Here is a 26,094-nt window from a genome sequence, read left to right as displayed (position 1 = left end):
TACACCGAATTACGCCGGGATCCCGGCGGCCAGCAGCTCCACGAACCCGATGTCCTCGCGCGCCACCCCGAAGACCTCCGCGCGCAGCATCGTCCGCTCCGCCCACGCGCGGTGCGGCTTCACCTCGTTCATCTTGTTCGTGTACTGCGAGCGCAGCACGCCCCCGCCGCCCTGCTCGGGCCGCAGGATGTCGACGGCGTCGCTGTACTCCTCATGGCTGACGACGGACAGCGCGTGGACGGCCGGCACGTGCGAGGGGTGGATGCAGGTCTTGCCGAGGAGGCCGTTGGCGTGGTCGAGGGAGATCTCCCGCAGCAGTCCGTCCATGGCGTGCTCGATGAGCCGTTCGCGCAGGTCCCCGGCGTGGCCCTCCAGGAAGGGGCTGGCGCGCAGCTGGGGCTTGAACATGCGCTGGGGGACGCGGAAGTACTCCCAGACGGGTCCGGTGACGGTGAACCCGCTGCCGTCGGCGCGGCCGAGCATGTTGACGACGTCGGCGATGACGGAGGCCACGATCTGGACGTCGTAGGCGGTCATGTCGGGGGCGCGGCGCAGGCCGTAGGAGGAGCAGAAGTCGGTGACGCCCAGGCGCAGGGCGAGGACGCGGTCGCGGTATTTGTCGACGGCGCGGGCGATGCCCTCCAGGGCCTCCACGCGGGACTCGCGGTACATCAGCTCGGGGGTCTCCAGGACGGGCATCCCGAAGAGGCGCCGGCCGCTGTCCTGCTCGGCGGCGCTGAGGGCTTCGAGGAAGGCGGTGCCGCGCTCCTCGGTGAACTTGGGGAAGACGAAGCCGCTGAGGAGGCGGACGTCGGCGCCGAGGCGGCGGACGAGGTCGGGGATCTGTTCGGCGGTGCGGACCCGGATGAACAGCAGGGGGAGTTCTTCGGGGCGGGTGGCGAGGTCGGCGAACTGGCGGACCAGGTTCTCCTCGCCGGCGGCCACGTCCTCGTCACCGATGGAGTCCTCCAGGCACAGGACCATCGAGACGACGCCCTGGGCCGCCTGCTTGAGTATGTCGTCGGCGAGGCGGGGGCGGGTGGCGGGGCTGTAGAGCGTGGCGCCGAGGGCGGCGGCCAGCAGGCGGGGCCCGGAGTCGGGGCCGAACCGGCAGGGCTGCTGGTGAAAGAGGCGCTCTCGCTCGCCGGGGGCGATATGCCCGAAGTGCCGCATTGATCTCCCCAGTTACGGACGGTAATCCTGTGCCGTGTGTGGACGGGTGGCCGGTAATAGTACGTACCGATCCCCCCAAGAAGTTCCCGCCCGGAATGAATTTCTGGTAACGCCCCGGGCCGGCGGGGGGTGCGACGGGGTCCGCCACGTTGTCCTGACCAGGGCCCAGAGGGCAGGATGACCGCATGACGCACGCGATGCTGAAGGGGGCGAACGTCCCGCTGGAGGCCACCACGGTACGCGCCGTGCTGCGCTGGAACCCGGGCGCCGGGGTGCCGGACATCGACGCCTCCGCCCTGCTGCTCGGCGAGCGCGGCCGGGTGCGCTCCGACGAGGACTTCGTCTTCTACAACCAGCCCCGCCACCCCTCGGGGAAGGTCTGGCGGCTGGGCAAGAAGCGGGTCGCCGACGCGCTGACCGACACCATCCAGGCCGACCTGTCCGGCGTCGAGCCCGCCGTCGGCCAGATCATGCTGGTCGCCTCGACCGACGACATCCCCTTCGACCGCGTGACGTCCCTGAGCATCCTGCTCTACGACGCCCTCGCCGCCGGCTCCGAGCCGCTGGCCACCTTCGACGTCCGCCCCGAGACCGGCGAGGAGACCGCCCTCATCTGCGGCGAGCTGTACCGCAGGGGCGAGCGCTGGAAGTTCCGCGCGATCGGCGAGGGCTACTCCAACGGGCTCAAGGGGCTCGCCACCAACTTCGGCATCTCGGTCGACGAGCAGTCGGCCGCGCCAGCAGAGGAGCCCGCCGCGTCCGCGCAGACCTTCTCCCAGCCGCTCCCCCCGGAGCAGCCCCCGGCCGTCCCGGCCCAGCCGCCCCACCAGCCCGCGTACGGCTACCCCGCGTCGCTGCCGACGTACGGCCACGCGCAGCCGGCGTACGGCTACCCCCAGGAGTTCACGATGCCGCCGCAGGGGCCGCAGTTCATCGGCAGGTAGTTCGGCTGCCGCGCCGTCGTGGCTGGTCGCGCAGTTCCCCGCGCCCCTTACGGGGCGCTACTTGTCGACCTTCTTATAACCCCGCCCCCACTGCAACCCCCACCCGTACAGCCGGTCCAGCTCCGCCTGGAACCCGTACACGAACCGCACCTCGCGGCGGACGATCAGTTCGTTCTTGACGTTCTCGATCATCACGACCGCGCAGGAGCGGGCCTGCGGATGCCGCTCGTCGAGACCGACCTCTATGCGCGGCCCGTTGCTCGGATAGAGCGTGACCATCGCGTGGGTACGGTCGAAGGCGGGCGTCTGGTCGTAGATGTACACGAAGACCAGCAGCCGCCTGATCTGCTCGCGGTGGTCGAGGTTGACGTACATCGTCTCCCCCGACGCCGACCCGAACCGGTCGTCCCCGCTGAGCTTGACGTAGGGCGGCCCGTTGACGTCCCCGAGCAGATTGCCGAGCGGCTGTACGACGCCCCGGGAGCCGTCGGTGAGTTCGTAGAGGCAGCCGAGGTCGAGGTCGACGTTGACCATGCTCTGGCTGTGGCCGATGACCTCCGGGGGCTTGAGCGCCTTGAAGGGGTGGCGCAGCAGGCTCTCGCGCTGGCCGCCGCCGAAGCCGAAGTCGTCCGAGGTCCGCATCCGCCAGGTCAGGTTGACGCGGAGGTTGCCGGTGGCCGCGCCCTGTTTGGTGAGGGAGACCTGGGCGTGCCGTTTGGTGAGTTCGATCGCGTTGCTGCCCGAGGTGCCGGAGTCGAACTCGGCGGAACGGCTGCCGAGTAGCCCGTCGAAGAAGCCCATGTCCCGCCCCCAGTAGGTGTCTTGGATACGTCTGGCGGGGCGGCCGTAGCGAACAGCCGCCCCGCACAGAAGCGTTCCTCTCCGGGAAGGTGATCACACCCCCCGGAGGGTTTTCATGGTGGTCTCAGACTCCGGACGACACCTCAGCCCGCTCGTCCGAGCCCGCCGCTTTTCCCTCGGCCGCCGCGAGGGCGCGGTTGCGCCGGACCGAGGACCAGAAGGACAGGCCGATCAGGACGACGCCGACGAGGCCGGTGATGACCTCGTTGATCTGGTACTGGATCGTGATCAGCAGGATCGCGGCCAGGGCGCCGATCGCGTAGTGGGCGCCGTGCTCCAGGTAGACGTAGTCGTCCAGGGTGCCCTGGCGGACCAGGTAGACGGTCAGCGAGCGGACGTACATCGCGCCGACGCCGAGGCCGAGGGCCATGAGAACGATGTCGTTGGTGATGGCGAACGCGCCGATGACACCGTCGAAGGAGAAGGAGGCGTCGAGGACCTCCAGGTAGAGGAACATGAAGAAGGCGGCGCGGCCGGCCATCAGGATCACCGGCTTGCTCTTGCCGGTGCGCTGGGCCTCTTCCTCCTCCTCGGCCTCGCGTTCCTCGTCCTCCTCCAGCTTGTCCTCGAAGTAGCCGGACAGCCCGCCGACGACCAGATAGGTGATCAGGCCCGCGATGCCGGCCAGCAGCACCGTCTCGGTCTTGTCGACATGTCCCCCGCCGTGGATGTGGGCGTGCGGGGCGACCGTGAACGCGGCGATCAGCAGGACGACCAGGGAGACGCAGACCGACAGCATGTCGACCTTGCCGAGCTTGGCCAGCGGGCGCTCCAGCCAGCCGAGCCACTTGATGTCCCGCTCCTCGAAGAGGAAGTCGAGGAAGATCATCAGCAGGAACATCCCGCCGAAGGCGGCGATCGACGCGTGGGCGTCGGTGACCAGCTCCTGGTAGCGGTCCTTGTTGTTGAGCGCGAGGTCGACGGCTTCGATGGGCCCGAGTTTGGCGCTGATGGCGACGATGACGACGGGGAAGACCAGCCGCATGCCGAACACCGCGATGAGGACGCCGACGGTGAGGAAGATGCGCTGCCAGAAGGCGTTCATCTTCTTCAGGATTCCGGCGTTGACCACGGCGTTGTCGAACGACAGCGAGATTTCGAGGATGGACAGGATCGCCACGACCCCGAGCCCCGTCCACCCCCCGTACAGGACACCGGCGACCAGGCCGAGCGCGGTCACCGCGAACGACCAGCCGAAGGTTTTCAGAAGCACTGGCTACCCAATCGTGTTAGTACGGGGCTCCCCCGCGCCGTATCTGGCTTTACTCACTGTTGACCACGAAATTCTAGGCCGTGACCGTCAGCCCCGGCCAGGTGGGGCTGAGGGATGAGATAGATCCAGGTCGCGGGGTCACGATCGGGCGTCCGCCCCGGATTACGAGACGTCGACGCCGAAGTCCAGCGCGATGCCCCGCAGCCCCGACGCGTACCCCTGTCCGACCGCGCGGAACTTCCACTCGCCCTGGTACCGGTACAGCTCGCCGAAGATCATGGCGGTCTCGGTGGAGGCGTCCTCGGAGAGGTCGTAGCGGGCGAGTTCCTGGCCGTCGGACTGGTTGACGACTCTGATGAACGCGTTGCCGACCTGGCCGAAGGTCTGGCCGCGTTCGTCGGCCATATGGATGGAGACCGGGAAGACGATCTTGTCGCAGTGGGCGGGGACCTTGGGCAGGTCGACGATCAGCGACTCGTCGTCGCCCTCGCCCTCACCCGTGAGGTTGTCGCCGGTGTGCTCGACCGAGCCGTCGGGGCTCTTGAGCTGGTTGTAGAAGACGAACCACTCGTCGCCCAGGACCCGGCCGCCGGCGCACAGCAGGGCGCTGGCGTCGAGGTCGAAGGGGGCTCCGGTGGTGGATCGAGCGTCCCAGCCGAGCCCGACCATCACCTGCGTGAGGTTCGGCGCGGCTTTGGACAGGGAGACGTTTCCTCCCTTGGCGAGCGTGACGCCCATGTGCTGGTCCTCCCCTGGTGGTGCGGTGCTTCTGCGGGTGTCCCTGCCCCTGCGGCGCCGGCCTCGAACGGCCGGCGCCGTGAGCGGGACGTCAGACGTTCACCCCGAAGTCCTGCGCGATCCCGCGCAGCCCCGAGGCGTACCCCTGGCCGATCGCGCGGAACTTCCACTCGGCGCCGTTGCGGTACAGCTCGCCGAAGACCATGGCCGTCTCGGTGGAGGCGTCCTCGGAGAGGTCGTAGCGGGCGATCTCGGCGCCGCCGGCCTGGTTGACGACGCGGATGAACGCGTTGCGGACCTGACCGAAGGACTGCTGGCGGTTCTCGGCCTCGTAGATCGAGACCGGGAAGACGATCTTGTCGACGTCGGCGGGCACGGTGGCGAGGTTGACCTTGATCGCCTCGTCGTCGCCCTCGCCCTCACCGGTCAGGTTGTCGCCGGTGTGCTCGACCGAGCCGTCGGGGCTCTTGAGGTTGTTGAAGAAGACGAAGTTGCCGTCACTGGCGACCTTGCCCGCGCTGTTGAGCAGGAGGGCGCTGGCGTCGAGGTCGAAGTCGGTCCCCGTCGTCGTACGCACGTCCCAGCCCAGACCGACGATGACGGCGGTCAGGCCCGGGGCCTCCTTGGTCAGGGATACGTTGCCGCCCTTGCTGAGGCTGACTCCCACGAGTCCTCCATTGGGTTTCGGGGGCGGGGAGCCCCGTCGTGCTTCGGATGTCGGATCAACGATCCGATCCTAGTGACGGGTTCCCGGCCCCCGCAGTCCCGGCGGACGGATATTCGGCGATCAGAGGGTGTCGAGCGCCTTCACGTACTCGTTCAGGTCACGCGCGTCGGGCAGGGCGTTGACGACGGTCCAGCGCACCACGCCCTCCTTGTCGATGACGAAGGTGCCGCGCACCGCGCAGCCCTTGTCCTCGGCGAAGACGCCGTACGCGCGGGAGACCTCGCCGTGCGGCCAGAAGTCGCTCAGCAGCGGGTACTCCAGGCCCTCCTGCTCGGCGAAGACCCGCAGGGTGTGGATGGAGTCGTTGGAGACGGCGAGCACCTGGGTGTCGCGGCCTTCGAACTTGGGGAGGTTGTCGCGCACCGAGCACAGCTCGCCCGTGCACACGCCGGTGAAGGCGAAGGGGTAGAACAGCAGGACGACGTTCTTCTCACCACGGAAGTCGGAGAGCTTGACGCTCGCTCCGTGGTTGTCCTTGAGCTCGAAGTCAGGGGCCTTGTCGCCGACCTGGATCGCCATCGGGATCTCTTCCCTTCGGTGGGGCTGTTCGGGGGAGGCCAGCCTACGGCGGCGGGGGCGGCGCGCATCCTCCAGGGGCGCCGCCCCCGCCCACGCTCACCTGCGGGAAACCCGGGGAATACCGCGATTGCGGGAAACCGTCACCGCTTGGCGGCCTTGGGGCTCAGCAACTTCGTCGCGACCCAGTCCTTGCCCGCGTTGACGCTCTTGGTCTGGGAGAGACCGGCGGTCTGCGCGGCGTCGTTGATCTCGCTGGGCTCGATGTAGCCGTCCCGGCCCGTCTTCGGCGTGAGCAGGACGATGTTCCCGTCCTCCTCCAGGTATCCGATGGAGTCGACGAGGGCGTCCGTCAGATCGCCGTCCTCGTCCCGGAACCACAGGACGACGGCATCAGCCACGTCGTCGTAGTCCTCATCCACCAGCTCGGTGCCGATGACTTCCTCGATGGACTCGCGGAGCTCCTGGTCTACGTCTTCGTCGTAGCCGATCTCCTGGACCACCTGGCCGGGCTGGAAACCCAGCCGCGTGGCCAGGTTTGTCTCCGCGTGGTCCGCGGTCGCGCTCACGGTCTGCCTCCTGATCATGTTTTCGGTAACTACTCGGACGCGCGCGTGCGCGCGGTGCCTGGCCGTAGTCCACACGGGCGGGGCGGATCGCGCAAGTACCCGGCGGTTCGGACCGCCTAAACGGTGACGATCCGGGCCGTGTCGCCGCAACTCCAGGCACCGATTCGGCGAGAAGAGTGACACAGACCACACCGTTACGGCCAGTTCTCGCGTTTGAAATACGGGGGGCGGCAGAAGATGCGGGTTACCCCGGAGTAGAGATGACGTCCACCGCCCCGGGGTACACGATGGACGACGGTGCAGGCAATACCCGACAGCTAAGGAACAGCGTGGCTTCCGGAACCGATCGCAATCCGATCATCATTGGCGGCCTTCCGAGTCAGGTTCCTGACTTCGACCCCGAGGAAACCCAGGAGTGGCTCGACTCGCTCGACGCCGCGATCGACGAGCGCGGCCGGGAGCGGGCCCGCTACCTGATGCTCCGGCTGATCGAGCGGGCGCGGGAGAAGCGCGTCGCCGTCCCGGAGATGCGCAGCACGGACTACGTCAACACCATCCCCACCAAGAGCGAGCCGTTCTTCCCCGGCAACGAGGAGATCGAGCGCAAGGTCCTCAACGCCACCCGCTGGAACGCGGCCGTCATGGTCTCGCGCGCCCAGCGCCCCGGCATCGGCGTCGGCGGCCACATCGCGACCTTCGCGTCCTCCGCGTCCCTCTACGACGTCGGCTTCAACCACTTCTTCCGCGGCAAGGACGACGGCGACGGCGGCGACCAGGTCTTCTTCCAGGGTCACGCCTCCCCGGGCATCTACGCCCGCGCCTACCTCCTCGACCGGCTCGGCGAACAGAACATGGACGCGTTCCGGCAGGAGAAGTCCAGGGCGCCGTACGGGCTCTCGTCGTATCCGCACCCCCGGCTGATGCCGGACTTCTGGGAGTTCCCGACCGTCTCCATGGGGCTCGGGCCGATCGGCGCGATCTACCAGGCGCGGATGAACCGGTACATGCGGGCGCGCGAGATCGCCGACACCTCCAAGTCGCACGTGTGGGCGTTCCTCGGCGACGGCGAGATGGACGAGCCGGAGTCGCTCGGCCAGCTGACCATCGCCGCCCGCGAGGGCCTCGACAACCTGACCTTCGTGGTGAACTGCAACCTCCAGCGCCTCGACGGGCCCGTACGCGGCAACGGCAAGGTCATCCAGGAGCTGGAGTCGGTGTTCCGGGGCGCCGGCTGGAACGTCATCAAGCTGATCTGGGACCGCAGCTGGGACCCGCTGCTGGCGCAGGACCGCGACGGCATCCTCGTCAACCGGATGAACACCACCCCCGACGGCCAGTACCAGACCTACGCGACCGAGTCCGGCGGCTACATCCGCGACCACTTCTTCGGGGACGACCAGCGGCTGCGGGCGATGGTCGAGGGGATGACCGACGACCAGATCCTGCACCTCGGGCGCGGCGGCCACGACCACAGGAAGATCTACGCCGCGTTCAAGGCGGCCGTCGAGCACAAGGGGCAGCCGACGGTCATCCTCGCGAAGACCGTCAAGGGCTGGACGCTGGGCCCCAACTTCGAGGGCCGCAACGCCACCCACCAGATGAAGAAGCTGACGGTCGCCGACCTCAAGGGCTTCCGCGACCGCCTGCACCTGCCCATCTCCGACCGCGAGCTGGAGTCCGGCCTGCCGCCGTACTACCACCCGGGCCGCGACTCGGAGGAGATCCAGTACATGCACGACCGCCGCAAGGCGCTGGGCGGTTACGTCCCGACCCGCGTCGTGCGCGCCAAGCCGCTCGCGCTGCCGGACGACAAGGTGTACGCGAGTGTGAAGAAGGGCTCCGGGCAGCAGTCGATCGCCACCACCATGGCCTTCGTCCGGCTGCTCAAGGACCTCATGCGGGACAAGGAACTTGGCCGCCGCTTCGTGCTGATCGCGCCCGACGAGTACCGCACGTTCGGCATGGACTCCTTCTTCCCGAGCGCGAAGATCTACAACCCGCTGGGCCAGCAGTACGAGTCGGTGGACCGCGAACTCCTGCTCGCCTACAAGGAGTCCCCGACCGGCCAGATGCTGCACGACGGCATCTCCGAGGCCGGCTGCACCGCGTCCCTGATCGCGGCCGGCTCGGCGTACGCCACCCACGGCGAACCGCTGATCCCGGTGTACGTCTTCTACTCGATGTTCGGCTTCCAGCGCACCGGCGACCAGTTCTGGCAGATGGCCGACCAACTGGCGCGCGGCTTCGTCCTGGGCGCCACCGCCGGCCGCACCACCCTGACCGGCGAGGGCCTCCAGCACGCCGACGGCCACTCCCAGTTGCTGGCGTCGACCAACCCGGGCTGCGTGGCGTACGACCCCGCGTACGCGTACGAGATCGCCCACATCGTCCAGGACGGGCTGCGCCGGATGTACGGCCCCGACAGCGAGGACGTCTTCTACTACCTGACCGTCTACAACGAGCCCATCCAGCACCCGGCGGAGCCCGCCGACGTCGACGTCGAAGGCATCCTCAAGGGCGTGCACCGGATCTCGGCCGGCGCGGCCGGCGCGGTCCCGGCGCAGATCATCGCCTCCGGTGTCGCCGTGCCGTGGGCTCTTGAGGCGCAGCGGCTGCTGGCCGAGGAGTGGAACGTCCGCGCGGACGTCTGGTCGGCGACCTCCTGGAACGAGCTGCGCCGCGACGCCGTGGAGACCGAGCGGCACAACTTCCTGCACCCCGAGGAGGAGCAGCGCGTGCCGTACGTGACGCGCAAACTCTCCGGCGCGCAAGGGCCGTTCGTCGCCGTGTCCGACTGGATGCGGTCGGTGCCGGACCAGATCTCCCGCTGGGTGCCGGGGAGTTACCAGTCGCTGGGCGCCGACGGGTTCGGGTTCGCCGACACCCGGGGCGCGGCCCGGCGGTTCTTCCACATCGACGCGCAGTCCATCGTCGTGGGCGTCCTCACCGAGCTGGCGAAGGAGGGGAAGGTGGACCGGTCGGCGCTCAAGCAGGCGATCGACCGGTACCAGTTGCTGGATGTGGCGGCGGCCGATCCGGGGGCGGCGGGCGGGGACGCGTGACGCTGTCCATACGTAAGAGACCGTAAGAGTCCGGGCGTTGAGGGTGACGGGAGCCGTCACCCTCCGTGCGGTTTCCTTACGATGCGGACATGCAGGAGCAGCCGTCGGCCCAGGCCCGCTGGGAGCAGTACACCCAACGTCCGTTACTGGCACTGGCGTTGGTGTTCGCCGCCGCGTACGCCGCCCCGATCGTGGACAGTTCGGCGGGACACCGGCTCACCTCGGTGTGCACGTACGCGGAGTGGACGGTGTGGATCGCGTTCGCGGCGGACTACGTGGTGCGGCTGGGGCTGACCCCGCACCGCCGCGCCTTCGTCCGCGCCCACTGGCCGGACCTGTGCGCGGTGGTCCTCCCGCTGCTGCAACCCCTGCGGCTGCTGCGGATGGTGGCGACCCTGATACTCGTGGGCCGGCGCGCCCGCATGGCCTCGCAGATCCGGCTGACGACCTACGTGGGCGGCACGATCGTCGGCCTGCTGATGTTCGGCTCCCTGGCCGTCCTCTCCGTCGAACGCGACGCCCCGCACGGCAACATCCGCACGCTGGGGGACGCCGTGTGGTGGTCCTTCACGACCATGACGACGGTCGGCTACGGCGACCACGCCCCGACGACCGGCCTCGGCCGCATGATCGCCGTCGGCCTGATGCTCTCCGGAATCGCCCTCCTCGGCGTCGTCACCGCGAACATCGCCGCCTGGTTCATCGCGCGGTTCGACCAGGATGACGCGGAGGAGCGGCGGCGGACGGAGGCGATCGAGGAACTGGCTCGGGAGGTACGGGAGTTGCGGGCGGAGGTGCGGGTCCTGACCGGCGGCGGGGCCGCTTACGGGGACACCCCAGAGCGCGGCCCGCTGCCCCCCTCCGGCAGCGCGCCGCACCCCTGGGCTTGACCCACTGTGACGTGCGGCGCGCACCGGGCGCGAGAGACCTTTAGGAAACTCACCCTGATTGGGGAATTTCCTTGACGATACGTCAACTTGACGGTATGTCAGCTCGGGATGAGCTAGGGCGACTGCCCGGCGGCGGCCCGCCGCGGCTCTGCCAGCCCGCGCGAGCCCCGTCAGCCCAGCCCGGCTCTAGATATGCACCCCACCCCCCGCCGCCCCCGCGTTCTCCCCCTTCTTCGTCAGCATCGCCACCAGCACCGCGAACACCGCCACCCCCGCCGCCACCAGCGAGGCGAGGCTCATCCCGGAGATGAACGTCTCGTGCGCGACGTCGGCGATCCGCGCGGCCACCGCGTCCGGCGTACCCGGCGCCACCGGGGCGACCCCGACCTGCACCGCCTCCGCCGTCCGCGCCAGCTGCGCGGGGCTCAGCGGCGGCAGCCCCGCCGCCTTCCAGTTGCCCGCGAGGTCGCCGTCCACCTTGGAGGCCATGACGGCGCCCAGGACGGCCGTACCGAGGCTGCCGCCGATCTGCATCGCGGCCTGCTGGAGGCCGCCGGCGACGCCGGAGAGCTCCATGGGGGCGTTGCCGACGATGACTTCGGTCGCGCCGACCATGACGGGAGCGAGGCCCAGGCCCAGCAGGGCGAACCAGAGGGACATGACGGCGCTGCCGGTGTGCGTGTTCAGTGTGGACATGCCGTACATCGCGACGGCGGTGGCCGCCATGCCGCCGGCGAGCGGGACGCGCGGGCCGAGTTTCGTGATCGCCATGCCCGCGAGCGGCGAGCCGACGATCATCATGCCGGTCAGCGGCAGCAGGTGCAGGCCCGCGTCGATGGGGCTCAGCCCGTGGACGTTCTGGAGGTAGAACGTCACGAAGAACAGGCCGCCCATGAACGCGATGGCCATCAGGACCATGAGGACGACGCCCGCCGACAGCGGTACGGACCGGAAGAGGCCGAGCGGGATCAGCGGTTCCTTGACCCGCTTCTCCCAGAACGCGAACAGCGCGAACGCGAGCACCGAGGCCGCGAGGAACCCGAGCGTCTTGGCGTCGCCCCAGCCCCAGGCCGGCGCCTTGATGAGCGACCAGACGAGGCAGAACATCGCGCCGGAGAGCAGCGCGATGCCCAATAGGTCGAAGGACTTTGGCGCGCTGTGTTCATTTTCCGGGCTCCGCCCGAGGACAGCCCGGTGGTCGACCAGGATCAGCACGCCCAGGACGACGGCGATGATCCCGACCGGCACGTTGATGAAGAACACGGACTGCCAGCTGACGTGCTCGACAAGGACGCCGCCGAGGATGGGCCCGCCGGCGGTGGAGGCGCCGATGACCATGCCCCAGATGCCGATGGCCATGTTCAGCTTCTCGGCCGGGAAGGTGGCCCGCAGCAGCCCGAGCGCGGCCGGCATCAGCAGGGCGCCGAAGAGGCCTTGCAGGACGCGGAAGAGGACGACGGCGGAGATGGACGAGGAGAGGCCGATCGCGCCCGAGGCGAGGGCGAAGCCGGCCACGCCTATCAGGAAGGTCTGGCGGTGGCCGAAGCGGTCCCCGAGCTTGCCGGCGGTGATGAGCGCGACCGCGAGGGCGAGGAAGTAGCCGTTGGTGATCCACTGCACGTCGGCGAAGGTCGCGCCGAGGTCTTTCTGGATGGCCGGGTTGGCGATGGCGACGATGGTGCCGTCCAGCGCCACCATCATCACCCCGACGGCGACGGTGATCAGCGTGAACCAGGGGTGTCCGCGTAAGCCCGCGGGAGACGGCCGGCCAGCGGGCGCCGACGGCACCCCGCCCCCCGCACCAGCCGTATGAATGGTCTGACTAGTCATGTGTTCGAGGCTAGTGACAGCCTCTGACAGTTGACAAACAAAATCAGATGTCAGTATCTGACAGTTATGGAGTCACTGCGCGAACGCAAAAAGCAACGCACCCGCGACGACCTGCTGCAAATAGCGCTCGTGCTGTTCACCACCCAGGGGTACGACCGCACGACGGTGGACGAGATCGCGGAGGCCGCCGGGGTCTCGCCGCGCACCTTCTTCCGCTACTTCGCGAGCAAGGAGGAGGCGGTCTTCTTCGTCACCCGGCTCACCCAGGACAGCTATGTGCGGGCGCTGGAGCGCCGCCCGCCGGACGAGGCCCCGCTGGAGGCGCTGCGCCGGGCGGTGCTGGAGGGCTGGGACGCCATCGCGGACGCGGTCGAGAGCGTCGTACCGCTGGAATTGCACATGCGTACGTACCGGACGATCGAGGAGACACCGGCGCTTCTGGCGGCGCACTTGCGGCGCTCGACGGAGCTGGAGGAGCGGATCGCGCGGATCGTGGCCGTGCGGGAGGGGCTCGACGTCAGGAGCGATCCCCGGCCCCGGCTCGTGGTCGCCGTGTTCGGCGGGGTGATCCGGGTCGCGGAGCGGATGTGGGCCGAGGGCGGGGAAGTGAGTTTGGCGGCAATGCGGGAGCGCACCGCGCTGTACCTCGATCAGGCGAGCCCTGCCCTGCTGGGGAGTTGGCGCACGGGGTGAGATCACCGCTGTCCACGTCGGCTTTTACCGAAACGTGATCCCTGTCACTCCGGGTCCGCGAGACCCTTCCGTTCTCCTAGTGTGTCCTCCCAGTGACTTCCTTCGACACCTCCCCTCAGATCGGCGTCTGGCGCATGACTCTCGCGCTGGCCGTGGTGTTCGTGATGCTCGCGACGACCGGCTGGACCGCGCTGCGCCATCAACGCGACACCGACGCCCTGCGCGCCGACCGCGCCTCCTGGAGCCACGGCCGCATCGACGGCCGCAGACTCCCGGACCTGACCGCGACGCCGACGGTCCTCGCCCGGTTCTTCGCCTCCTTGACCGCGCAGGAGCAGGGCAAGCTGGCGCTGGACCACCCGTTCACCGTCGGCAACATGAACGGCGCCCCGGTGAAGCTGCGCTACCGCGCCAACCGGATCGCGCTCGGCAAGACGGTCGTGCTGGAGCGGGGGCGCATGCACGACGCGCGGCTCAGCGCGGACGGCCAGCAGGAGGCGGGGCGCCGGATGCACCGCTTCGAGGCGATGGCGTCCGGCGGCCGGCAGATCCTCGCCTTCGACCCCGACGGCGCCGGCCGGGCGGCGGAGGTCTTCGGCGACCTCACCACCGCCCAGCGCGTCTCGGTCATAGTCCCCGGCGTCGACACCGACCTGCTCACCTTCGAGCGCACCAACCGCAGGTACTCCGCGCCCGTCGGCATGGCCCAGGCCCTCTACGCCGCCGAACGCCAGGTCGCCCCGAAGACCCGCACGGCCGTCATCGCCTGGGCCGACTACACCTCCCCCGCCGGGCTCGGCATCGACTCGGCGACCGCGATGCGCGCCGAGGAGGGCGCCGTACGGCTGACCGCGCTGGTGCGGGCGCTGCCCGGGAGCACGCCGGTCGCGCTGGTCTGCCACAGCTACGGCTCGGTGGTGTGCGGGGTCGCCGCGCACACGCTGCCGGGCCGGGTGACGGACATAGCGGTGGCCGCGAGCCCGGGGATGCGGGTCGCGAAGGCCTCGCATCTGGGCACGTCGGCGCGGGTGTGGGCGATGCGCAACGCGGACGACTGGGTGCAGGACGTGCCGCATCTGGAGGTCGGCGGGCTCGGGCACGGGCAGGATCCGGTGGCGGCGGCGTTCGGCGCGCGCGTGCTGTCGGCGGCCGGGGCGCACGGGCACGCGGGGTACTTCGAGCCCGGCACGGTGAGCCTGCGCAACCTCGCCGAGGTCGGCTCTGGCGCGTACCGCTCGGTGGTCTGCGCCGACGATGACAAGGCGTGCCGGGCGGATTTGTCCGGCACCACGACGGCCGGACGCGCGTAGAGACAGCAGGAAGTGCGGTGCGCGCGGGGAGGGGACGAAGATGCGGGTCCCGCATACGATGAGCCGCATGGGTGACGTACTGGCCGGATTTCATGCCGCCTGGGAGTTCGGGTCCGACTCCGTGCTCATCCGCTACGAACGGGGGATGCGCACGCCCAAGCTGCTGGCGGCGCTCGGTGAGCGCCGGGTCCCGCTCGCGGCGGTCGAGGGGGTCGAGCTGGTGCCGGGCAGACGCGGGAGCGTCGTACTGCGGCTCGTGCTGCGCGCGGGCGCCGATCCGCTGCTGGAGGCGGCGGGCGGGCAGCTGAAGGAGGCCTGCGACCCGTACCGGCTGGTGCTGCCGGGGGAACGGGACGCGCTCGCCGAGTACTACGCGCAGGAGCTGCGCGGCCTGCTGAGCGGTCCGGGAGAGGCGGAACGGTTCCTCTTGGAACCTCCGCGCGGCCCGCAGTCGTTCAAGGCGTACGACGCCAAGGTGTCCTTCGACGGGCGGGCCGTGCGGTTCCGCTGGTTCTGGACCGGGGCGTCGTCGGCGAAGTGGAAGGCGGGCGACCAGAGCTTCCCCGTCGCCGAGCTGACCGGCGTCGAGTGGCGCTCGCCGGAGGTCTTCGAGGGGTATCTGCGGCTGCTGCGCGGCGAGGCCGGCGGGCTCCCGCCGGACCAGGACCCGGCGGCGGTGGTCTTCGGGCTCGGATACGGGCCGGTCCACGAGTCGCTGCCGTTCGCGGCGGCGGTGCTGGCGGTGGTGCGCGGGCAGCGAGGGGCCGCATCGGTGGCGTCGGCCCCGGCCGCCCGCCGCGAGCCCTCCGAGGTGGCCGAGCGGATCAGACACCTCGGGGAGCTGCACAGCGCGGGGCTGGTGACCGACGAGGAGTTCTCGGCGAAGAAGGCGGAACTGCTCGCCGAGCTGTAGCTGTAGCTCTAGCTCTTGCTTCCTGAGTAGTGCTGGATCTTCCTGTTCAGTACCGCCAGCGTCCCGTTCAGCTCCGCGATCCGCGCCTGCACGTCCCGCCGGGTCGACTCCAGCAGGTCCCGCCGCTCGCCGTAGGTGTGCTCCCCCTCGCGGGCCAGTTCCGCGTAGCGGACCATGTCGGCGACCGGCATCCCGGTCAGCCGCAGCTTGCCGACGAAGTCGAGCCAGTCGAGGTCGCGGTTGGTGTAGCGGCGCTGGCCGGTGTGGGAGCGGTCGACGTGGTCGAGCAGCCCGATGCGCTCGTACCAGCGCAGCGTGTGCGCGGTGAGCCCGGTCAGCGCGACGACCTCGCTGATCGTGTAGCTGTCCTGGCCGTCGGGGCGGGGGTGGGGCGGTGGCGGTGCGGAGCAGACGTCCAGCGGGCTGAGCTCGGTCACGGGCGAGGTCTGCATCACCGTCATGGACTCCACGCTATGACCTTGGAGTGGGCTCGAAGCAAGCGGAAACGGTAAGAATGACGAAGCCGCGCCGAAGGTAGGCTCACCTCATGTCGCTGAGCAGCCTCACCCAGACCGAGAACTGGCCGGTACCGCACGCCGCGGCGGGCGTGATCCGCGCCGACGGCACCGTCCTGGGCACCCACGGTGACACCGCCCGCCCCTTCCCGCTGGCCTCGGTCACCAAGCCGCTCGCCGCGTACGCGACGCTGATCGCGTACGAGGAGGGCGCCGTCGAGCTGGACGAGCCGGCCGGGCCCGAGGGCGCGACCGTACGGCATCTGCTCGCGCACACCTCCGGGCTCGCCTTCGACGAGCACAAGGTGGTGGCCTCGCCCGGTGAGCGCCGCCTGTACTCCAACTCCGGTTTCGAGCAGCTCGGCGACCACCTCGCGAAGGTCACCGACATCCCGTTCCCGGAGTATCTGCGCCAGGCGGTCTTCGAGCCGCTGGGCATGACCGGTACGGCATTTGAGGGGTCACCGGCGCGGGACGGGGTCTCGACGGTGGCCGATCTGCTGAAGTTCGCGGCGGAGGTGCAGGCGCCCCGACTCCTCGATCCGCGTACGGTCCTTGAGGCGATGACGGTCCAATTCCCGGGCACGAAGGGCGTGTTGCCGGGCTTCGGACACCACAACCCCAACGACTGGGGCCTGGGCTTCGAGATCCGCGGCACCAAGTCCCCGCACTGGACCGGGAGTTCGTCCTCCCCGCGTACCTTCGGGCACTTCGGGCAGGCCGGTACGTTCCTGTGGATCGACCCCGACGCGGGGCTGGCCTGCGTCGCGCTGGCCGACCGGGCGTTCGGGCCGTGGGCCGCCGAGGCGTGGCCGGCGCTGACGGACGCGGTCCTCGCGGAGGCCAACACCCTCCTGGCACAACCCCGTTGATCCTTCTCCGTTAGTCTCGCCCCCATGGCAGGTCGACCCCGGGGGCGGGCATGAGTGAGGGACAACTGGGCGGGCAGCCGCGTCCGTTGGGCGACGGCGATCCTCAACAGGTCTCCGGTTACCGGCTGGTGGCCCGGCTGGGCGCGGGCGGCATGGGGACCGTCTACCTCTCGTACACGCCCGGCGGGCACCCGGTCGCGCTGAAGACCGTACGGCCGGAGCTGAGCGAGGACCCGGCGTTCCGGCGCCGGTTCCGGCAGGAGGTGGAGGCGGCGCGGCGGGTGCAGGGGCCGTACACGGCGGCCGTGCTCGATCACGACGTCGAGGGCGAGCGGCCCTGGCTCGCGACCGCCTATGTCCCCGGGCCCTCGCTGGCGGCGGCCGTCGAGGTGCACGGGCCGCTGCCGGTGCCGTCGGTGCTGCTGCTTCTGGCCGGGATGGCCGAGGCGCTGTCGGTGATCCACCGCGCGGGGATCGTGCACCGGGACCTGAAGCCGTCCAACGTCCTGCTCGCCGCCGACGGACCGCGCGTCATCGACTTCGGCATCGCCCGCGCCACCGACGCCACCGCCCTCACCGGCACCGGCGTCTCCATCGGCACCCCGGCGTTCATGTCCCCGGAGCAGGCGGAGGGCAAGCCGGTCACCCCGGCGGCGGACGTCTTCTCGCTCGCCCAGGTCGCGGTCTTCGCGGCGACCGGCGCGGGCGCGTACGGCGACGGCCCCTCGCACGCGGTGCTGTACCGCATCGTCCACGAGGAACCGGACTTGTCGGCGCTGCCCGCCGAACTGGGCTTCATAGCGCGCTGCTTGGCGAAGGACCCGATCCAACGCCCTTCTCCGGAAGAGATAGTGACGCTGTGTCAGCAGGCGTCGCCGGTGCCGCTGCGGCAGTCCGGTGACTGGCTGCCGGCGGCGATCAGCGCGGACATCACCCGCCGGGTCTCCGTCTCCGCCGAGCTGGGCCGGCCCACGGCCCAGGCCCCGGTACAACTCCCGCCGCCCACGGTCCCGTTGACCCACCTGGACCAGCACCCGAACCCGTACGTCCCGCCGCCCTACGCGCACCCCACACCGCCCCAGCCGCCGTACCGGCACCCCGTGCCACCGCCCCCGGCCTACGGCTACCCCCAGCCGCACCCCCCGCTCTGGCGGCCCCCGCAGCCCTCAAAAAACAGCGGGCGCAGGGCACTTGGGATCATCGCGGCGCTGCTGCTGCCGATCGCCGGCTGCGGCGGGCTGCTGTACGCGATCGGGACGTCGGCGGAGAGCGGTGCCGACTCGTTCGAGGAGACGGAGAGTCCGGCCCCCGAGGACAGCCCGCCGCCCGACCCGGTCCCGGTGACGTACGAGAAGATCGACATCCCCGTCGACTACTACGTCACGTTCGCCGACTCGCCGCCGAAACCGGTCAAGGACGAGTACTCGCTGACCCGTTACGCCGACGGCGCGGACTTCTTCTACGTGGCCGACAGCGACGGCGACGCGGTCGGCAGCCGCGGCGAGAAGGTCGTCCTGCTGAACAACTCCCAGCAGGGCAGCCTGAAGACGTGCCGGGCGGAGACGCGGTACACCACGACCGTCTCGCTGGACCAGCTCTCCGAGGGCGCGCAGATGTGCGTGCACACCACGTCGGGGCACATCGCGCTGGTGACCTTCCAGGGGCAGGCCGACGACGACGATCCGAGCGACTACGTCCGCGTCGACCTGACGATCTGGCGGGGCGCCGAGGAACCGTCGGACAGTTACTGAGCCATCTCCCAGAGCAGCACCTCGACGGGCCCGTGCACGCCGGTCAGTTCGAGGTCCTTCTCGCCGCTCAGCCGCGCCGCGTCCCCGGCCGCCAGCTCGTGCGGCCCGAGCCGGACGGTCCCGCGCACGACGTGCGCGTACACCGACTCCGCCGCCGGCACGGCCGTGCGCTCCCCTTCCTGGAGCCTGCGCACGTGCAGCATCGCCCCGGCCTCGGGGACGGCGTACGGGGTGGAGTCGGCGATGCCGGGGACGATCTCGTACGCGGGCGGGCCGCCGGGGGTGAGCGGGGCCAGCCACATCTGGACGAAGGCCAGGGGGACTTGGGCGTCGTTGCGCTCGACGTGCCGGACCCCGGCGCCGGCCGAGAGGCGCTGGACGTCGCCGGGGCGGACCTTCGTCTCGTGTCCGGCCGAGTCGCGGTGGGTGAGTTCGCCCTCGACGACCCAGGTGACGATCTCGGTGTGGCTGTGCGGGTGCTCGGTGAAGCCGGCGCCGGGCGCGAGGCGTTCCTCGTTGCAGGCGATCAGCGCGCCGAAGCGCAGGTTGTCGGGGTCGTAGTGCGGGCCGAAGGAGAACGCGTGCCGGGTCTCGATGCCTGCGGCCGGCTCCCCGCCCGGGTAGCGCGTGCGCGCGCGCCGTACTTCCATCACGCCTCCACGGTAGACCCGGCTCTTACCTTTCGCGCCGCCGCCGCTGCGCACTCCCGTACGTCCGGCGAGCGGACCCCCGGGGTCAAATAGGCTTGGGCGCGTGCCCGAACCAGAAGCCAGCAGTCCGCCCCCGCAGTCCGCCCATCCGCATGCCGCGACCCTGAAGCGGCTGGAGAAGTCCTCCGGCTCGCTGGCGGCGCAGGCCATCGCGCGGATGGACGAGTCCCTGCCGTGGTACCGGGCCATGCCCCCGGAGAACCGGTCCTGGATCGGCCTGGTCGCGCAGGCGGGCATCGCCGCGTTCACCGAGTGGTTCCGCCGCCCCGACGCCCCGCAGGCGATCTCCACCGACGTGTTCGGCACCGCCCCGCGCGAGCTGACCCGGGCGATCACGCTGCGCCAGACGGTCGAGATGGTCCGTACGACCATCGAGGTCATGGAGTCGGCGATCGACGAGGTGGCCGCGCCCGGCGACGAGCGCGTGCTGCGGGAGGCGCTGCTGGTGTACGCGCGGGAGATCGCGTTCGCGACCGCTCAGGTGTACGCGCAGGCCGCCGAGGCACGCGGTGCCTGGGACGCGCGCCTCGAGTCGCTGGTCGTGAACGCGGTGCTGAGCGGCGAGGCCGACGAGGGGGCGGTGAGCCGGGCGGCGGCGCTGGGCTGGAACTCCCCCGACCATGTGTGCGTGGTGCTGGGGACGGCTCCGGACGGTGACTCGGAGCTGACGGTGGAGGCGATCCGGCGGGCCGCGCGGCACGCCAAACTCCAGGTGCTGACCGGGGTGCTGGGCAACCGGCTGGTCGTCATCGCGGGGGGCCGCAACGATCCGCTGTCCGTCGCCAAGTCGCTGATCGGTCCGTTCGCCGCAGGTCCGGTGGTCGCCGGGCCCGTGGTGCCCGATCTGCTGAGCGCGACCCGGTCCGCGCAGGCCGCGGCGGCGGGGCTGCGGGCGGGTTCGGCGTGGCAGGACGCGCCGCGGCCGGTGCTGGCCGACGATCTCCTTCCGGAGCGGGCGATCGCGAGCGATCCGTCGGCGCGCGAGCAGTTGGTGGAGGAGATCTACAGACCGCTGGAAGAGGCCGGCTCGGCGCTCCTGGAGACACTCTCCGTCTATCTGGAGCAGGCGAGCAGCCTCGAAGGTGCGGCACGTATGCTCTTTGTCCATCCGAACACCGTGCGCTACCGGCTTCGACGTGTGACTGACGTCACCGGATGGTCACCCTCCGATGTACGCTCCGCTTTCACGCTGCGGATCGCGCTGATCCTGGGACGTCTGGCCGACGGAGATCTCCAGCCCTAGGCTTTTGTCGAGGCTCCACAAAACCGCCTGCTGTTCTTCGTCCCTGTCCCCACGGGCGGCTGTGCCCGTCCCCAAGAGAGAGTGTGAGAGTGCTCGTACTCGTCGCTCCCGGCCAGGGCGCCCAGACGCCCGGCTTCCTGACTCCCTGGCTCGAACTGCCCGGTGTCGGTGACCGTCTGCGTGAATGGTCCACCGCCATCGGCCTCGACCTGGTGCACTACGGCACGAACGCCGACGCGGACGAGATCCGTGACACCGCCGTGGCGCAGCCGCTGCTGGTCGCCGCCGGACTCGTCTCCTACGCGGCACTGGGTGCCACGCCCGGTGCCGTCGCCGGTCACAGCGTCGGTGAGCTGACCGCCGCCGCCTGGTCCGGTGTGCTGTCCGACCTGGACGCGCTGACCCTCGTACGCAAGCGGGGGCTCGCGATGGCCGAGGCCGCCGCCGTCACCGAGACGGGGATGGCCGCGCTGCTCGGCGGTGACCCCGAGGTCACCGTCCCGCATCTGGAGAAGCTGGGGCTGACCCCGGCGAACGTGAACGGCGCCGGCCAGATCGTCGCCGCCGGCACGGTCGCGCAGATCGCCGCGCTCGCCGAGGACAAGCCGGAGGGGGTGCGCAAGGTCGTCGCCCTCAAGGTCGCGGGCGCCTTCCACACGCACCACATGGCGTCGGCCGTGTCCGTGCTGGAGAAGGCCGCCGCCGAACTGTCCCCGGCCGACCCGCGGCTCACCTACGTCTCCAACAAGGACGGCGCCGTCGTCGCGTCCGGTACCGAGGTCCTGGACCGGCTCGTCGGCCAGGTCGCCAACCCGGTCCGCTGGGACCTGTGCATGGAGCGGTTCAAGGAACTGGGCGTCACCGCGGTCATCGAGGCCGCGCCCGGCGGCACCCTGACCGGGCTCGCCAAGCGCGCCCTGCCCGGCGTCGCGACGCTGGCCCTGAAGACCCCCGACGACCTCGACAAGGCCCGCGAGCTGATCGCGGAACACGGCGCCTGAAAGGAGATCCCGATGGCGAAGATCCAGCCCGGCAAGGGGCATCCGTACGCGCGCATCCTCGGGGTGGGCGGCTACCGGCCGACCCGTGTCGTGCCGAACGAGGTCATCCTGGAGACGATCGACTCCTCCGACGAGTGGATCCGCTCCCGCTCCGGCATCGAGACCCGGCACTGGGCGAACGCCGAGGAGACCGTGGCCGCGATGTCGGTGGAGGCGTCCGGCAAGGCGATCGCGGACGCGGGCATCAGCGCGGCGCAGATCGGCGCGGTCGTCGTGTCGACCGTCTCGCACTTCAAGCAGACCCCGGCGGTCGCGACCGAGATCGCGGACAAGCTGGGCACGGACAAGGCCGCCGCGTTCGACATCTCGGCGGGCTGCGCGGGGTTCGGCTACGGGCTGACCCTCGCGAAGGGCATGATCGTCGAAGGCAGCGCGGAATACGTGCTGGTGATCGGCGTGGAGCGGCTGTCCGACCTGACCGACCTGGAGGACCGGGCGACCGCCTTCCTCTTCGGCGACGGCGCGGGCGCGGTCGTCGTCGGCCCCTCGGCGGAGCCGGCGATCGGTCCGACGGTGTGGGGCTCGGAGGGCGACAAGTCCGAGACCATCAGACAGACCGTGCCGTGGACGGACTACCGTGACGGCCGGCCCGAGAAGTTCCCCGCCATCGCGCAGGAGGGCCAGGCGGTGTTCCGCTGGGCCGTCTTCGAGATGGCGAAGGTCGCCCAGCAGGCCCTGGACGCGGCCGGGATCACCGCCGCCGACCTGGACGTCTTCATCCCGCACCAGGCCAACGAGCGGATCATCGACTCGATGGTGAAGACGCTGAAGCTGCCGGAGCACGTCACGGTCGCGCGTGACGTACGCACCACCGGCAACACCTCGGCCGCCTCGATCCCGCTCGCGATGGAGCGGCTTCTGGCGACCGGGGAGGCGAAGAGCGGCGACACCGCGCTCGTCATCGGTTTCGGGGCGGGTCTCGTGTACGCCGCGACGGTCGTTACCCTCCCCTAGGCACACCGTCACCGGATCTTCGGTTCCGGCGGACGGGAAGCACAGCCAAACCCTCTGGAAAACAAGAAGGAGCGCCATCATGGCCGCCACTCAGGAAGAGATCGTCGAAGGTCTCGCGGAGATCGTGAACGAGATCGCCGGCATCCCGGTTGAGGACGTCCAGCTGGACAAGTCCTTCACCGACGACCTGGACGTCGACTCGCTGTCCATGGTCGAGGTCGTCGTCGCCGCCGAAGAGCGCTTCGACGTCAAGATCCCGGACGACGACGTCAAGGGCCTCAAGACCGTCGGTGACGCCGCGTCCTACATCCTCAAGCACCAGGACTGAAGTCCCCTGGGCTGATCCCGGCCCGGTGGGCTGATCTGCCCCGCCACCCGGCGGTGGCGCCGCTTCATCCCTCGTAGTCATGGAGAGAGAAATTCCCGTGAGCCCGACCAATCGCACCGTGGTCGTCACCGGTATCGGCGCAACCACACCGCTGGGTGGCGACGCGAACTCGACCTGGGAGGGTCTGGTGGCCGGCAAGTCCGGTGTCCGGCCCCTGCCGTTCGAGTGGGCGGCCGACCAGGCCGTCAAGATCGCCGCGACGATCGCCGTGGAGCCCTCCGAGGTGCTCCCCCGGCCGCAGGCCCGCAAGATGGACCGCTCGGCGCAGTTCGCGCTGATCGCGGCCCAGGAGGCCTGGAAGGACGCCGGTTTCACCGCCCGCGCCGGCGACGACACCACTGTCGCCCCCGACCGGCTCGGCGCGGTCATCGCCTCCGGCATCGGCGGCGTCACGACCCTGCTCGACCAGTACGACGTGCTGAAGGAGAAGGGCGTCCGCCGCGTCTCCCCGCACACCGTGCCGATGCTGATGCCCAACAGCCCCTCCGCCAACGTCGGTCTGTACGTCGGCGCCCGCGCCGGTGTGCACACCCCGGTCTCCGCCTGCGCCTCGGGCGCCGAGGCCATCGGCTACGGCATCGAGATGATCCGCACCGGCCGCGCCGACGTCGTCATCGCCGGCGGCACCGAGGCGGCGATCCACCCGCTGCCGATCGCCGCGTTCGGCAACATGATGGCGCTGTCCAAGAACAACGACGACCCCGAGGGCGCCTCGCGTCCGTACGACGTCGCGCGTGACGGTTTCGTCATGGGCGAGGGCGCCGGTGTGGTCGTCCTGGAGTCCGCCGAGCACGCCGCCGCCCGTGGCGCGCGCGTCTACGCCGAGGCGCTCGGCCAGGGCATCTCCGCCGACGCGCACGACATCGTGCAGCCGGAGCCGAGCGGGCGGGGCATCTCCGCCGCGCTGGAGCACCTGATGGCCAACACCGGCCTGGACCCGGCGGAGATCGTCCACGTCAACGCGCACGCGACGTCCACCCCGGCGGGCGACCTCGCCGAACTGAAGGCGCTGCGCAAGGTGTTCGGGGACCACGCCGACCACATGGCGGTGTCCGCGACGAAGTCCATGACCGGTCACCTGCTGGGCGGCGCGGGCGGGGTGGAGACGGTCGCGACCGTCCTCGCCCTCTACCACCGCATCGCCCCGCCGACGATCAACGTCGACAACCTGGAGCCGGAGGCCGAGGCCAACGCGGACGTCGTCCGCGGGGAGGCCCGCAAGCTGCCGGTCGAGGGCCGCATCGCCGCCCTGAACGACTCGTTCGGGTTCGGCGGGCACAACGTGGTGCTGGCGTTCCGGAGCGTGTGAGTTCTCGGTACGACGACGTAGGGCCCCGCCTCTGGGAGGCGGGGCCCTATGTGTGTGCCGGATGCGGGAGTTACCGGTTTCTTGGGAGCCGGTCAGGCGTGGGTCAGGGGTGGGTCAGACGACTTGGTGCAGCCAGCGCACCGGGGCGCCCTCGCCGGCGTACCGGAAGGGCTCCAGCTCGTCGTCCCAGGGCTTGCCGAGCAGTTTGGCGATCTCCGCCTGGAGGTCGGTCTCGCCGCGCTGGGCTCGGGTGAGGGCGGCGCGCAGGCGGTCCTCGGGGATGAGGATGTCGCCGTGGATGCCGGTGACGGCGTGGAAGATGCCGAGGTCGGGGGTGCAGCTGTAGCGCTCGCCCTCGGCGGCGGCGCAGGGTTCGGCGGTGACCTCGAAGCGGAGCATCTGCCAGCCCCTGAGGGCGGAGGCGAGCTTGGACGCCGTGCCGGCCTGGCCCTTCCAGGAGAATTCGGAACGCCAGGTTCCGGGGGCGGCGGGCTGCCGGATCCAGTCGAGGCTGACGCGCGTGCCGAGCACCCCGGCGACGGCCCACTCGACGTGCGGGCACAGCGCGCGCGGCGCGGAGTGCACGTACAGAACTCCACGTGTCGTCACGGGGACCTCCGGGCTGGCGGGTCGTCTTCAGGGCTGGCTGAGCGGCGGCGTTCGGGGCAGCCGCGTTGATGGCGAGGCTACCGTGCGGCGATGCAAGGAGTGTGACGTACCGTCGGTCCAAGGCCCCTCAAACGCCTGCCATTCACCCGGCAGGACGCCTGTGCGGGTGGGGAACGTTCCAATGGACGCGTCTGGAAACGTTCAAGAAAGTGGCCGGAAGTGGCTGCGGGAACTCGTGTGCGTTGTTCATGGTGTGGGGGTTTTGCGCTTCGTCGACCGGAAGGGTACGCAGAGTGACGCGAGGGCGGGCGGGATTGGCCGTGCTGATGACGGCGGTACTGGCGGTACTGGCCGGCTGCACCGGCGGGGGCGGTTCAGGGGGTACGGCGTCGGCGTCTCCCTCTCCGGCTCCCGTATGGGACGTGCGGCCCGCGTCCATGGCGGCCGTCGGGGACTCCATCACGCGCGGGTTCGACGCGTGCGGGGTGCTCCAGGACTGTCCTGAGGTGTCATGGGCGACCGGCGACAGCGCGGACGTCGACTCACTCGCCGTCCGCCTCCTCGGTGCCTCGCGGGCGGCGACGCACAGCTGGAACTACGCGAAGACCGGCGCCCTCATGGCCGACCTGCCCGGCCAGATGGCCCAGGCGGGCACGCGGGCGCCGGAGTTGGTGACGGTCATGGCCGGCGCGAACGACGCCTGCCGCGCCTCGGTCGCCGCGATGACCCCGGTCGACGCCTTCCGCACATCCTTCGAGCAGTCCCTTGCGGCCCTGCGCGCGGTGGCCCCGAAGGCCCAGGTGTACGTCGCCAGCGTGCCGGATCTGAAGCGGCTCTGGTCGGAGGGGCGGACGAATCCGCTGGGCAGGCAGATCTGGAAGCTGGGGATCTGTCCGTCGATGCTGGCGGACTCCGACTCGCTGGACGCCGCGGCGACCGAGCGGCGGGACTCCGTGCAGGAGCGGGTCGTGCAGTACAACGCGGTGCTGAAGGAGGTGTGCGGCGGGGACAGGTTGTGCCGGTTCGACGGGGGTGCGGTGTATGCGTATCGGTTCGGGACGGGGCAGTTGAGTCAGTGGGACTGGTTCCATCCGAGCGTGGGTGGGCAGGCGCGGTTGGCGGAGATTGCTTATGGGAGGGTTACGGCGGGGGGTTGAGGGGGGTGGGGGTTGGGGGGGGTTCTGGTGGGCGGGGGTTTCGGTGGGCGGGGGTTGAGGGGCTGGCGGCTTCGGCGGGGGCTTGA

At 70.3% G+C, this 26,094-nt stretch carries 25 protein-coding genes; 14 read left to right on the top strand and 11 right to left on the bottom strand.

From position 1 onward, the window contains the following. Positions 1–9: 9 nt before the first annotated feature. A complete protein-coding gene (locus ACYUD3_RS25170; protein ID WP_470973951.1) occupies positions 10–1,173 on the bottom strand; it encodes an HpcH/HpaI aldolase/citrate lyase family protein in 1,164 nt (387 codons plus the stop codon). A 185-nt stretch (positions 1,174–1,358) separates the two neighbouring features. Between ACYUD3_RS25170 and ACYUD3_RS25165 the strand changes: the two genes are divergently transcribed. Then, positions 1,359–2,117 carry a TerD family protein gene (locus ACYUD3_RS25165; RefSeq protein ID WP_470973948.1) on the top strand — a complete coding sequence of 253 codons (759 nt, stop codon included), beginning with the start codon at positions 1,359–1,361 and terminating at the stop codon, positions 2,115–2,117. Positions 2,118–2,174: 57 nt separating this feature from the next. Here the strand turns inward: ACYUD3_RS25165 and ACYUD3_RS25160 are convergent, their stop codons facing one another. The 6 genes from ACYUD3_RS25160 to ACYUD3_RS25135 form a co-directional block, all read right to left on the bottom strand. After that, positions 2,175–2,918 carry a TerD family protein gene (locus ACYUD3_RS25160; protein ID WP_470973945.1) on the bottom strand — a complete coding sequence of 248 codons (744 nt, stop codon included), beginning with the start codon at positions 2,916–2,918 and terminating at the stop codon, positions 2,175–2,177. A gap of 124 nt (positions 2,919–3,042) precedes the next feature. Further along, entirely contained in the window at positions 3,043–4,191 is a 1,149-nt protein-coding gene (locus tag ACYUD3_RS25155) for a DUF475 domain-containing protein (protein ID WP_470973942.1), read from the bottom strand. 162 nt (positions 4,192–4,353) lie between these two features. Then, on the bottom strand, positions 4,354–4,929 hold the full coding sequence (locus ACYUD3_RS25150) for a TerD family protein (protein WP_470973939.1): 576 nt from the start codon (positions 4,927–4,929) through the stop codon (positions 4,354–4,356). 91 nt (positions 4,930–5,020) lie between these two features. After that, positions 5,021–5,596 carry a TerD family protein gene (locus ACYUD3_RS25145; RefSeq protein ID WP_470973936.1) on the bottom strand — a complete coding sequence of 192 codons (576 nt, stop codon included), beginning with the start codon at positions 5,594–5,596 and terminating at the stop codon, positions 5,021–5,023. Positions 5,597–5,716: 120 nt separating this feature from the next. Beyond that, positions 5,717–6,175: a peroxiredoxin gene (locus ACYUD3_RS25140; protein WP_470973933.1), complete on the bottom strand. Its 459-nt coding sequence runs from the start codon at positions 6,173–6,175 to the stop codon at positions 5,717–5,719. 140 nt (positions 6,176–6,315) lie between these two features. After that, entirely contained in the window at positions 6,316–6,741 is a 426-nt protein-coding gene (locus ACYUD3_RS25135) for a DUF3052 domain-containing protein (protein ID WP_470973930.1), read from the bottom strand. 329 nt (positions 6,742–7,070) lie between these two features. Here ACYUD3_RS25135 and aceE point away from each other — a divergent pair, with 329 nt between their 5' ends. After that, entirely contained in the window at positions 7,071–9,803 is a 2,733-nt protein-coding gene (aceE, locus tag ACYUD3_RS25130) for a pyruvate dehydrogenase (acetyl-transferring), homodimeric type (protein WP_470973927.1), read from the top strand. Between the two features lie 89 nt (positions 9,804–9,892). Then, positions 9,893–10,693 carry a potassium channel family protein gene (locus ACYUD3_RS25125; RefSeq protein WP_470973923.1) on the top strand — a complete coding sequence of 267 codons (801 nt, stop codon included), beginning with the start codon at positions 9,893–9,895 and terminating at the stop codon, positions 10,691–10,693. A 186-nt stretch (positions 10,694–10,879) separates the two neighbouring features. On the opposite strand, the gene ACYUD3_RS25120 is transcribed toward ACYUD3_RS25125, so the two are convergent. Next, the gene (locus ACYUD3_RS25120) at positions 10,880–12,523 is read right to left on the bottom strand and encodes an MFS transporter (protein ID WP_470973921.1); all 1,644 of its coding nucleotides are present in this window, start codon (positions 12,521–12,523) and stop codon (positions 10,880–10,882) included. Positions 12,524–12,589: 66 nt separating this feature from the next. On the opposite strand from ACYUD3_RS25120, the gene ACYUD3_RS25115 reads away from it, so the two are divergent. From ACYUD3_RS25115 to ACYUD3_RS25105, 3 genes are all read left to right on the top strand, one after another. Further along, on the top strand, positions 12,590–13,216 hold the full coding sequence (locus ACYUD3_RS25115) for a TetR family transcriptional regulator (protein ID WP_470973918.1): 627 nt from the start codon (positions 12,590–12,592) through the stop codon (positions 13,214–13,216). Between the two features lie 92 nt (positions 13,217–13,308). After that, positions 13,309–14,526: an alpha/beta hydrolase gene (locus tag ACYUD3_RS25110; RefSeq protein WP_470973915.1), complete on the top strand. Its 1,218-nt coding sequence runs from the start codon at positions 13,309–13,311 to the stop codon at positions 14,524–14,526. Between the two features lie 58 nt (positions 14,527–14,584). After that, positions 14,585–15,439 (top strand): DUF4429 domain-containing protein, encoded by an 855-nt coding sequence (locus ACYUD3_RS25105; protein ID WP_470974215.1) that lies wholly within the window; start codon positions 14,585–14,587, stop codon positions 15,437–15,439. An 8-nt stretch (positions 15,440–15,447) separates the two neighbouring features. Here ACYUD3_RS25105 and ACYUD3_RS25100 read toward each other — a convergent pair whose 3' ends face one another. Beyond that, positions 15,448–15,900, bottom strand: a complete 453-nt coding sequence (locus ACYUD3_RS25100; RefSeq protein ID WP_470973912.1) for a MerR family transcriptional regulator — start codon at positions 15,898–15,900, stop codon at positions 15,448–15,450. Positions 15,901–15,986: 86 nt separating this feature from the next. Here ACYUD3_RS25100 and ACYUD3_RS25095 point away from each other — a divergent pair, with 86 nt between their 5' ends. Further along, entirely contained in the window at positions 15,987–16,826 is an 840-nt protein-coding gene (locus tag ACYUD3_RS25095; RefSeq protein WP_470973909.1) for a serine hydrolase domain-containing protein, read from the top strand. 50 nt (positions 16,827–16,876) lie between these two features. Further along, positions 16,877–18,577, top strand: a complete 1,701-nt coding sequence (locus tag ACYUD3_RS25090) for a serine/threonine-protein kinase (RefSeq protein WP_470973906.1) — start codon at positions 16,877–16,879, stop codon at positions 18,575–18,577. Here the strand turns inward: ACYUD3_RS25090 and ACYUD3_RS25085 are convergent. Next, positions 18,571–19,227: a pirin family protein gene (locus tag ACYUD3_RS25085; protein ID WP_470974213.1), complete on the bottom strand. Its 657-nt coding sequence runs from the start codon at positions 19,225–19,227 to the stop codon at positions 18,571–18,573. The two genes, ACYUD3_RS25090 and ACYUD3_RS25085, sit on opposite strands and share 7 nt — an antisense overlap. Before the next feature lie 103 nt (positions 19,228–19,330). On the opposite strand from ACYUD3_RS25085, the gene fasR reads away from it, so the two are divergent. The 5 genes from fasR (at position 19,331) to fabF (ending at position 24,242) form a co-directional block, all read left to right on the top strand. Then, on the top strand, positions 19,331–20,530 hold the full coding sequence (gene fasR, locus ACYUD3_RS25080) for a fatty acid biosynthesis transcriptional regulator FasR (protein ID WP_470973903.1): 1,200 nt from the start codon (positions 19,331–19,333) through the stop codon (positions 20,528–20,530). Between the two features lie 89 nt (positions 20,531–20,619). Further along, positions 20,620–21,531 (top strand): ACP S-malonyltransferase, encoded by a 912-nt coding sequence (locus ACYUD3_RS25075; RefSeq protein WP_470973901.1) that lies wholly within the window; start codon positions 20,620–20,622, stop codon positions 21,529–21,531. Between the two features lie 12 nt (positions 21,532–21,543). Then, positions 21,544–22,545 (top strand): beta-ketoacyl-ACP synthase 3, encoded by a 1,002-nt coding sequence (locus tag ACYUD3_RS25070; protein ID WP_470973898.1) that lies wholly within the window; start codon positions 21,544–21,546, stop codon positions 22,543–22,545. Between the two features lie 79 nt (positions 22,546–22,624). After that, a complete protein-coding gene (locus ACYUD3_RS25065) occupies positions 22,625–22,873 on the top strand; it encodes an acyl carrier protein (RefSeq protein WP_470973895.1) in 249 nt (82 codons plus the stop codon). Positions 22,874–22,970: 97 nt separating this feature from the next. Then, the gene (fabF, locus tag ACYUD3_RS25060) at positions 22,971–24,242 is read left to right on the top strand and encodes a beta-ketoacyl-ACP synthase II (RefSeq protein WP_470973892.1); all 1,272 of its coding nucleotides are present in this window, start codon (positions 22,971–22,973) and stop codon (positions 24,240–24,242) included. A gap of 114 nt (positions 24,243–24,356) precedes the next feature. On the opposite strand, the gene ACYUD3_RS25055 is transcribed toward fabF, so the two are convergent. Beyond that, a complete protein-coding gene (locus tag ACYUD3_RS25055; protein ID WP_470973889.1) occupies positions 24,357–24,851 on the bottom strand; it encodes a DUF3145 domain-containing protein in 495 nt (164 codons plus the stop codon). 326 nt (positions 24,852–25,177) lie between these two features. Between ACYUD3_RS25055 and ACYUD3_RS25050 the strand changes: the two genes are divergently transcribed. Continuing rightward, complete coding sequence (locus ACYUD3_RS25050; protein WP_470973886.1) at positions 25,178–26,008, top strand: SGNH/GDSL hydrolase family protein; 831 nt, start codon at positions 25,178–25,180, stop codon at positions 26,006–26,008. The last annotated feature ends 86 nt before the right edge of the window (positions 26,009–26,094 follow it).

This window comes from Streptomyces sp. AMJ-169, assembly GCF_055597585.1.
This window is presented reverse-complemented; position numbering and strand designations above follow the sequence as displayed.

What these genes read in the sequence shown, in the direction of transcription:
- ACYUD3_RS25170 (WP_470973951.1), bottom strand. Translation starts at nt 1,173, where the DNA reads ATGCGGCACTTCGGGCATATCGCCCCCGGCGAGCGAGAGCGCCTCTTT.
- ACYUD3_RS25165 (WP_470973948.1), top strand. Translation starts at nt 1,359, where the DNA reads ATGACGCACGCGATGCTGAAGGGGGCGAACGTCCCGCTGGAGGCCACC.
- ACYUD3_RS25160 (WP_470973945.1), bottom strand. Translation starts at nt 2,918, where the DNA reads ATGGGCTTCTTCGACGGGCTACTCGGCAGCCGTTCCGCCGAGTTCGAC.
- ACYUD3_RS25150 (WP_470973939.1), bottom strand. Translation starts at nt 4,929, where the DNA reads ATGGGCGTCACGCTCGCCAAGGGAGGAAACGTCTCCCTGTCCAAAGCC.
- ACYUD3_RS25140 (WP_470973933.1), bottom strand. Translation starts at nt 6,175, where the DNA reads ATGGCGATCCAGGTCGGCGACAAGGCCCCTGACTTCGAGCTCAAGGAC.
- ACYUD3_RS25125 (WP_470973923.1), top strand. Translation starts at nt 9,893, where the DNA reads ATGCAGGAGCAGCCGTCGGCCCAGGCCCGCTGGGAGCAGTACACCCAA.
- ACYUD3_RS25120 (WP_470973921.1), bottom strand. Translation starts at nt 12,523, where the DNA reads ATGACTAGTCAGACCATTCATACGGCTGGTGCGGGGGGCGGGGTGCCG.
- ACYUD3_RS25115 (WP_470973918.1), top strand. Translation starts at nt 12,590, where the DNA reads ATGGAGTCACTGCGCGAACGCAAAAAGCAACGCACCCGCGACGACCTG.
- ACYUD3_RS25105 (WP_470974215.1), top strand. Translation starts at nt 14,585, where the DNA reads ATGAGCCGCATGGGTGACGTACTGGCCGGATTTCATGCCGCCTGGGAG.
- ACYUD3_RS25100 (WP_470973912.1), bottom strand. Translation starts at nt 15,900, where the DNA reads ATGACGGTGATGCAGACCTCGCCCGTGACCGAGCTCAGCCCGCTGGAC.
- ACYUD3_RS25095 (WP_470973909.1), top strand. Translation starts at nt 15,987, where the DNA reads ATGTCGCTGAGCAGCCTCACCCAGACCGAGAACTGGCCGGTACCGCAC.
- ACYUD3_RS25090 (WP_470973906.1), top strand. Translation starts at nt 16,877, where the DNA reads ATGAGTGAGGGACAACTGGGCGGGCAGCCGCGTCCGTTGGGCGACGGC.
- ACYUD3_RS25085 (WP_470974213.1), bottom strand. Translation starts at nt 19,227, where the DNA reads ATGGAAGTACGGCGCGCGCGCACGCGCTACCCGGGCGGGGAGCCGGCC.
- ACYUD3_RS25070 (WP_470973898.1), top strand. Translation starts at nt 21,544, where the DNA reads ATGGCGAAGATCCAGCCCGGCAAGGGGCATCCGTACGCGCGCATCCTC.
- ACYUD3_RS25065 (WP_470973895.1), top strand. Translation starts at nt 22,625, where the DNA reads ATGGCCGCCACTCAGGAAGAGATCGTCGAAGGTCTCGCGGAGATCGTG.
- ACYUD3_RS25050 (WP_470973886.1), top strand. Translation starts at nt 25,178, where the DNA reads ATGACGGCGGTACTGGCGGTACTGGCCGGCTGCACCGGCGGGGGCGGT.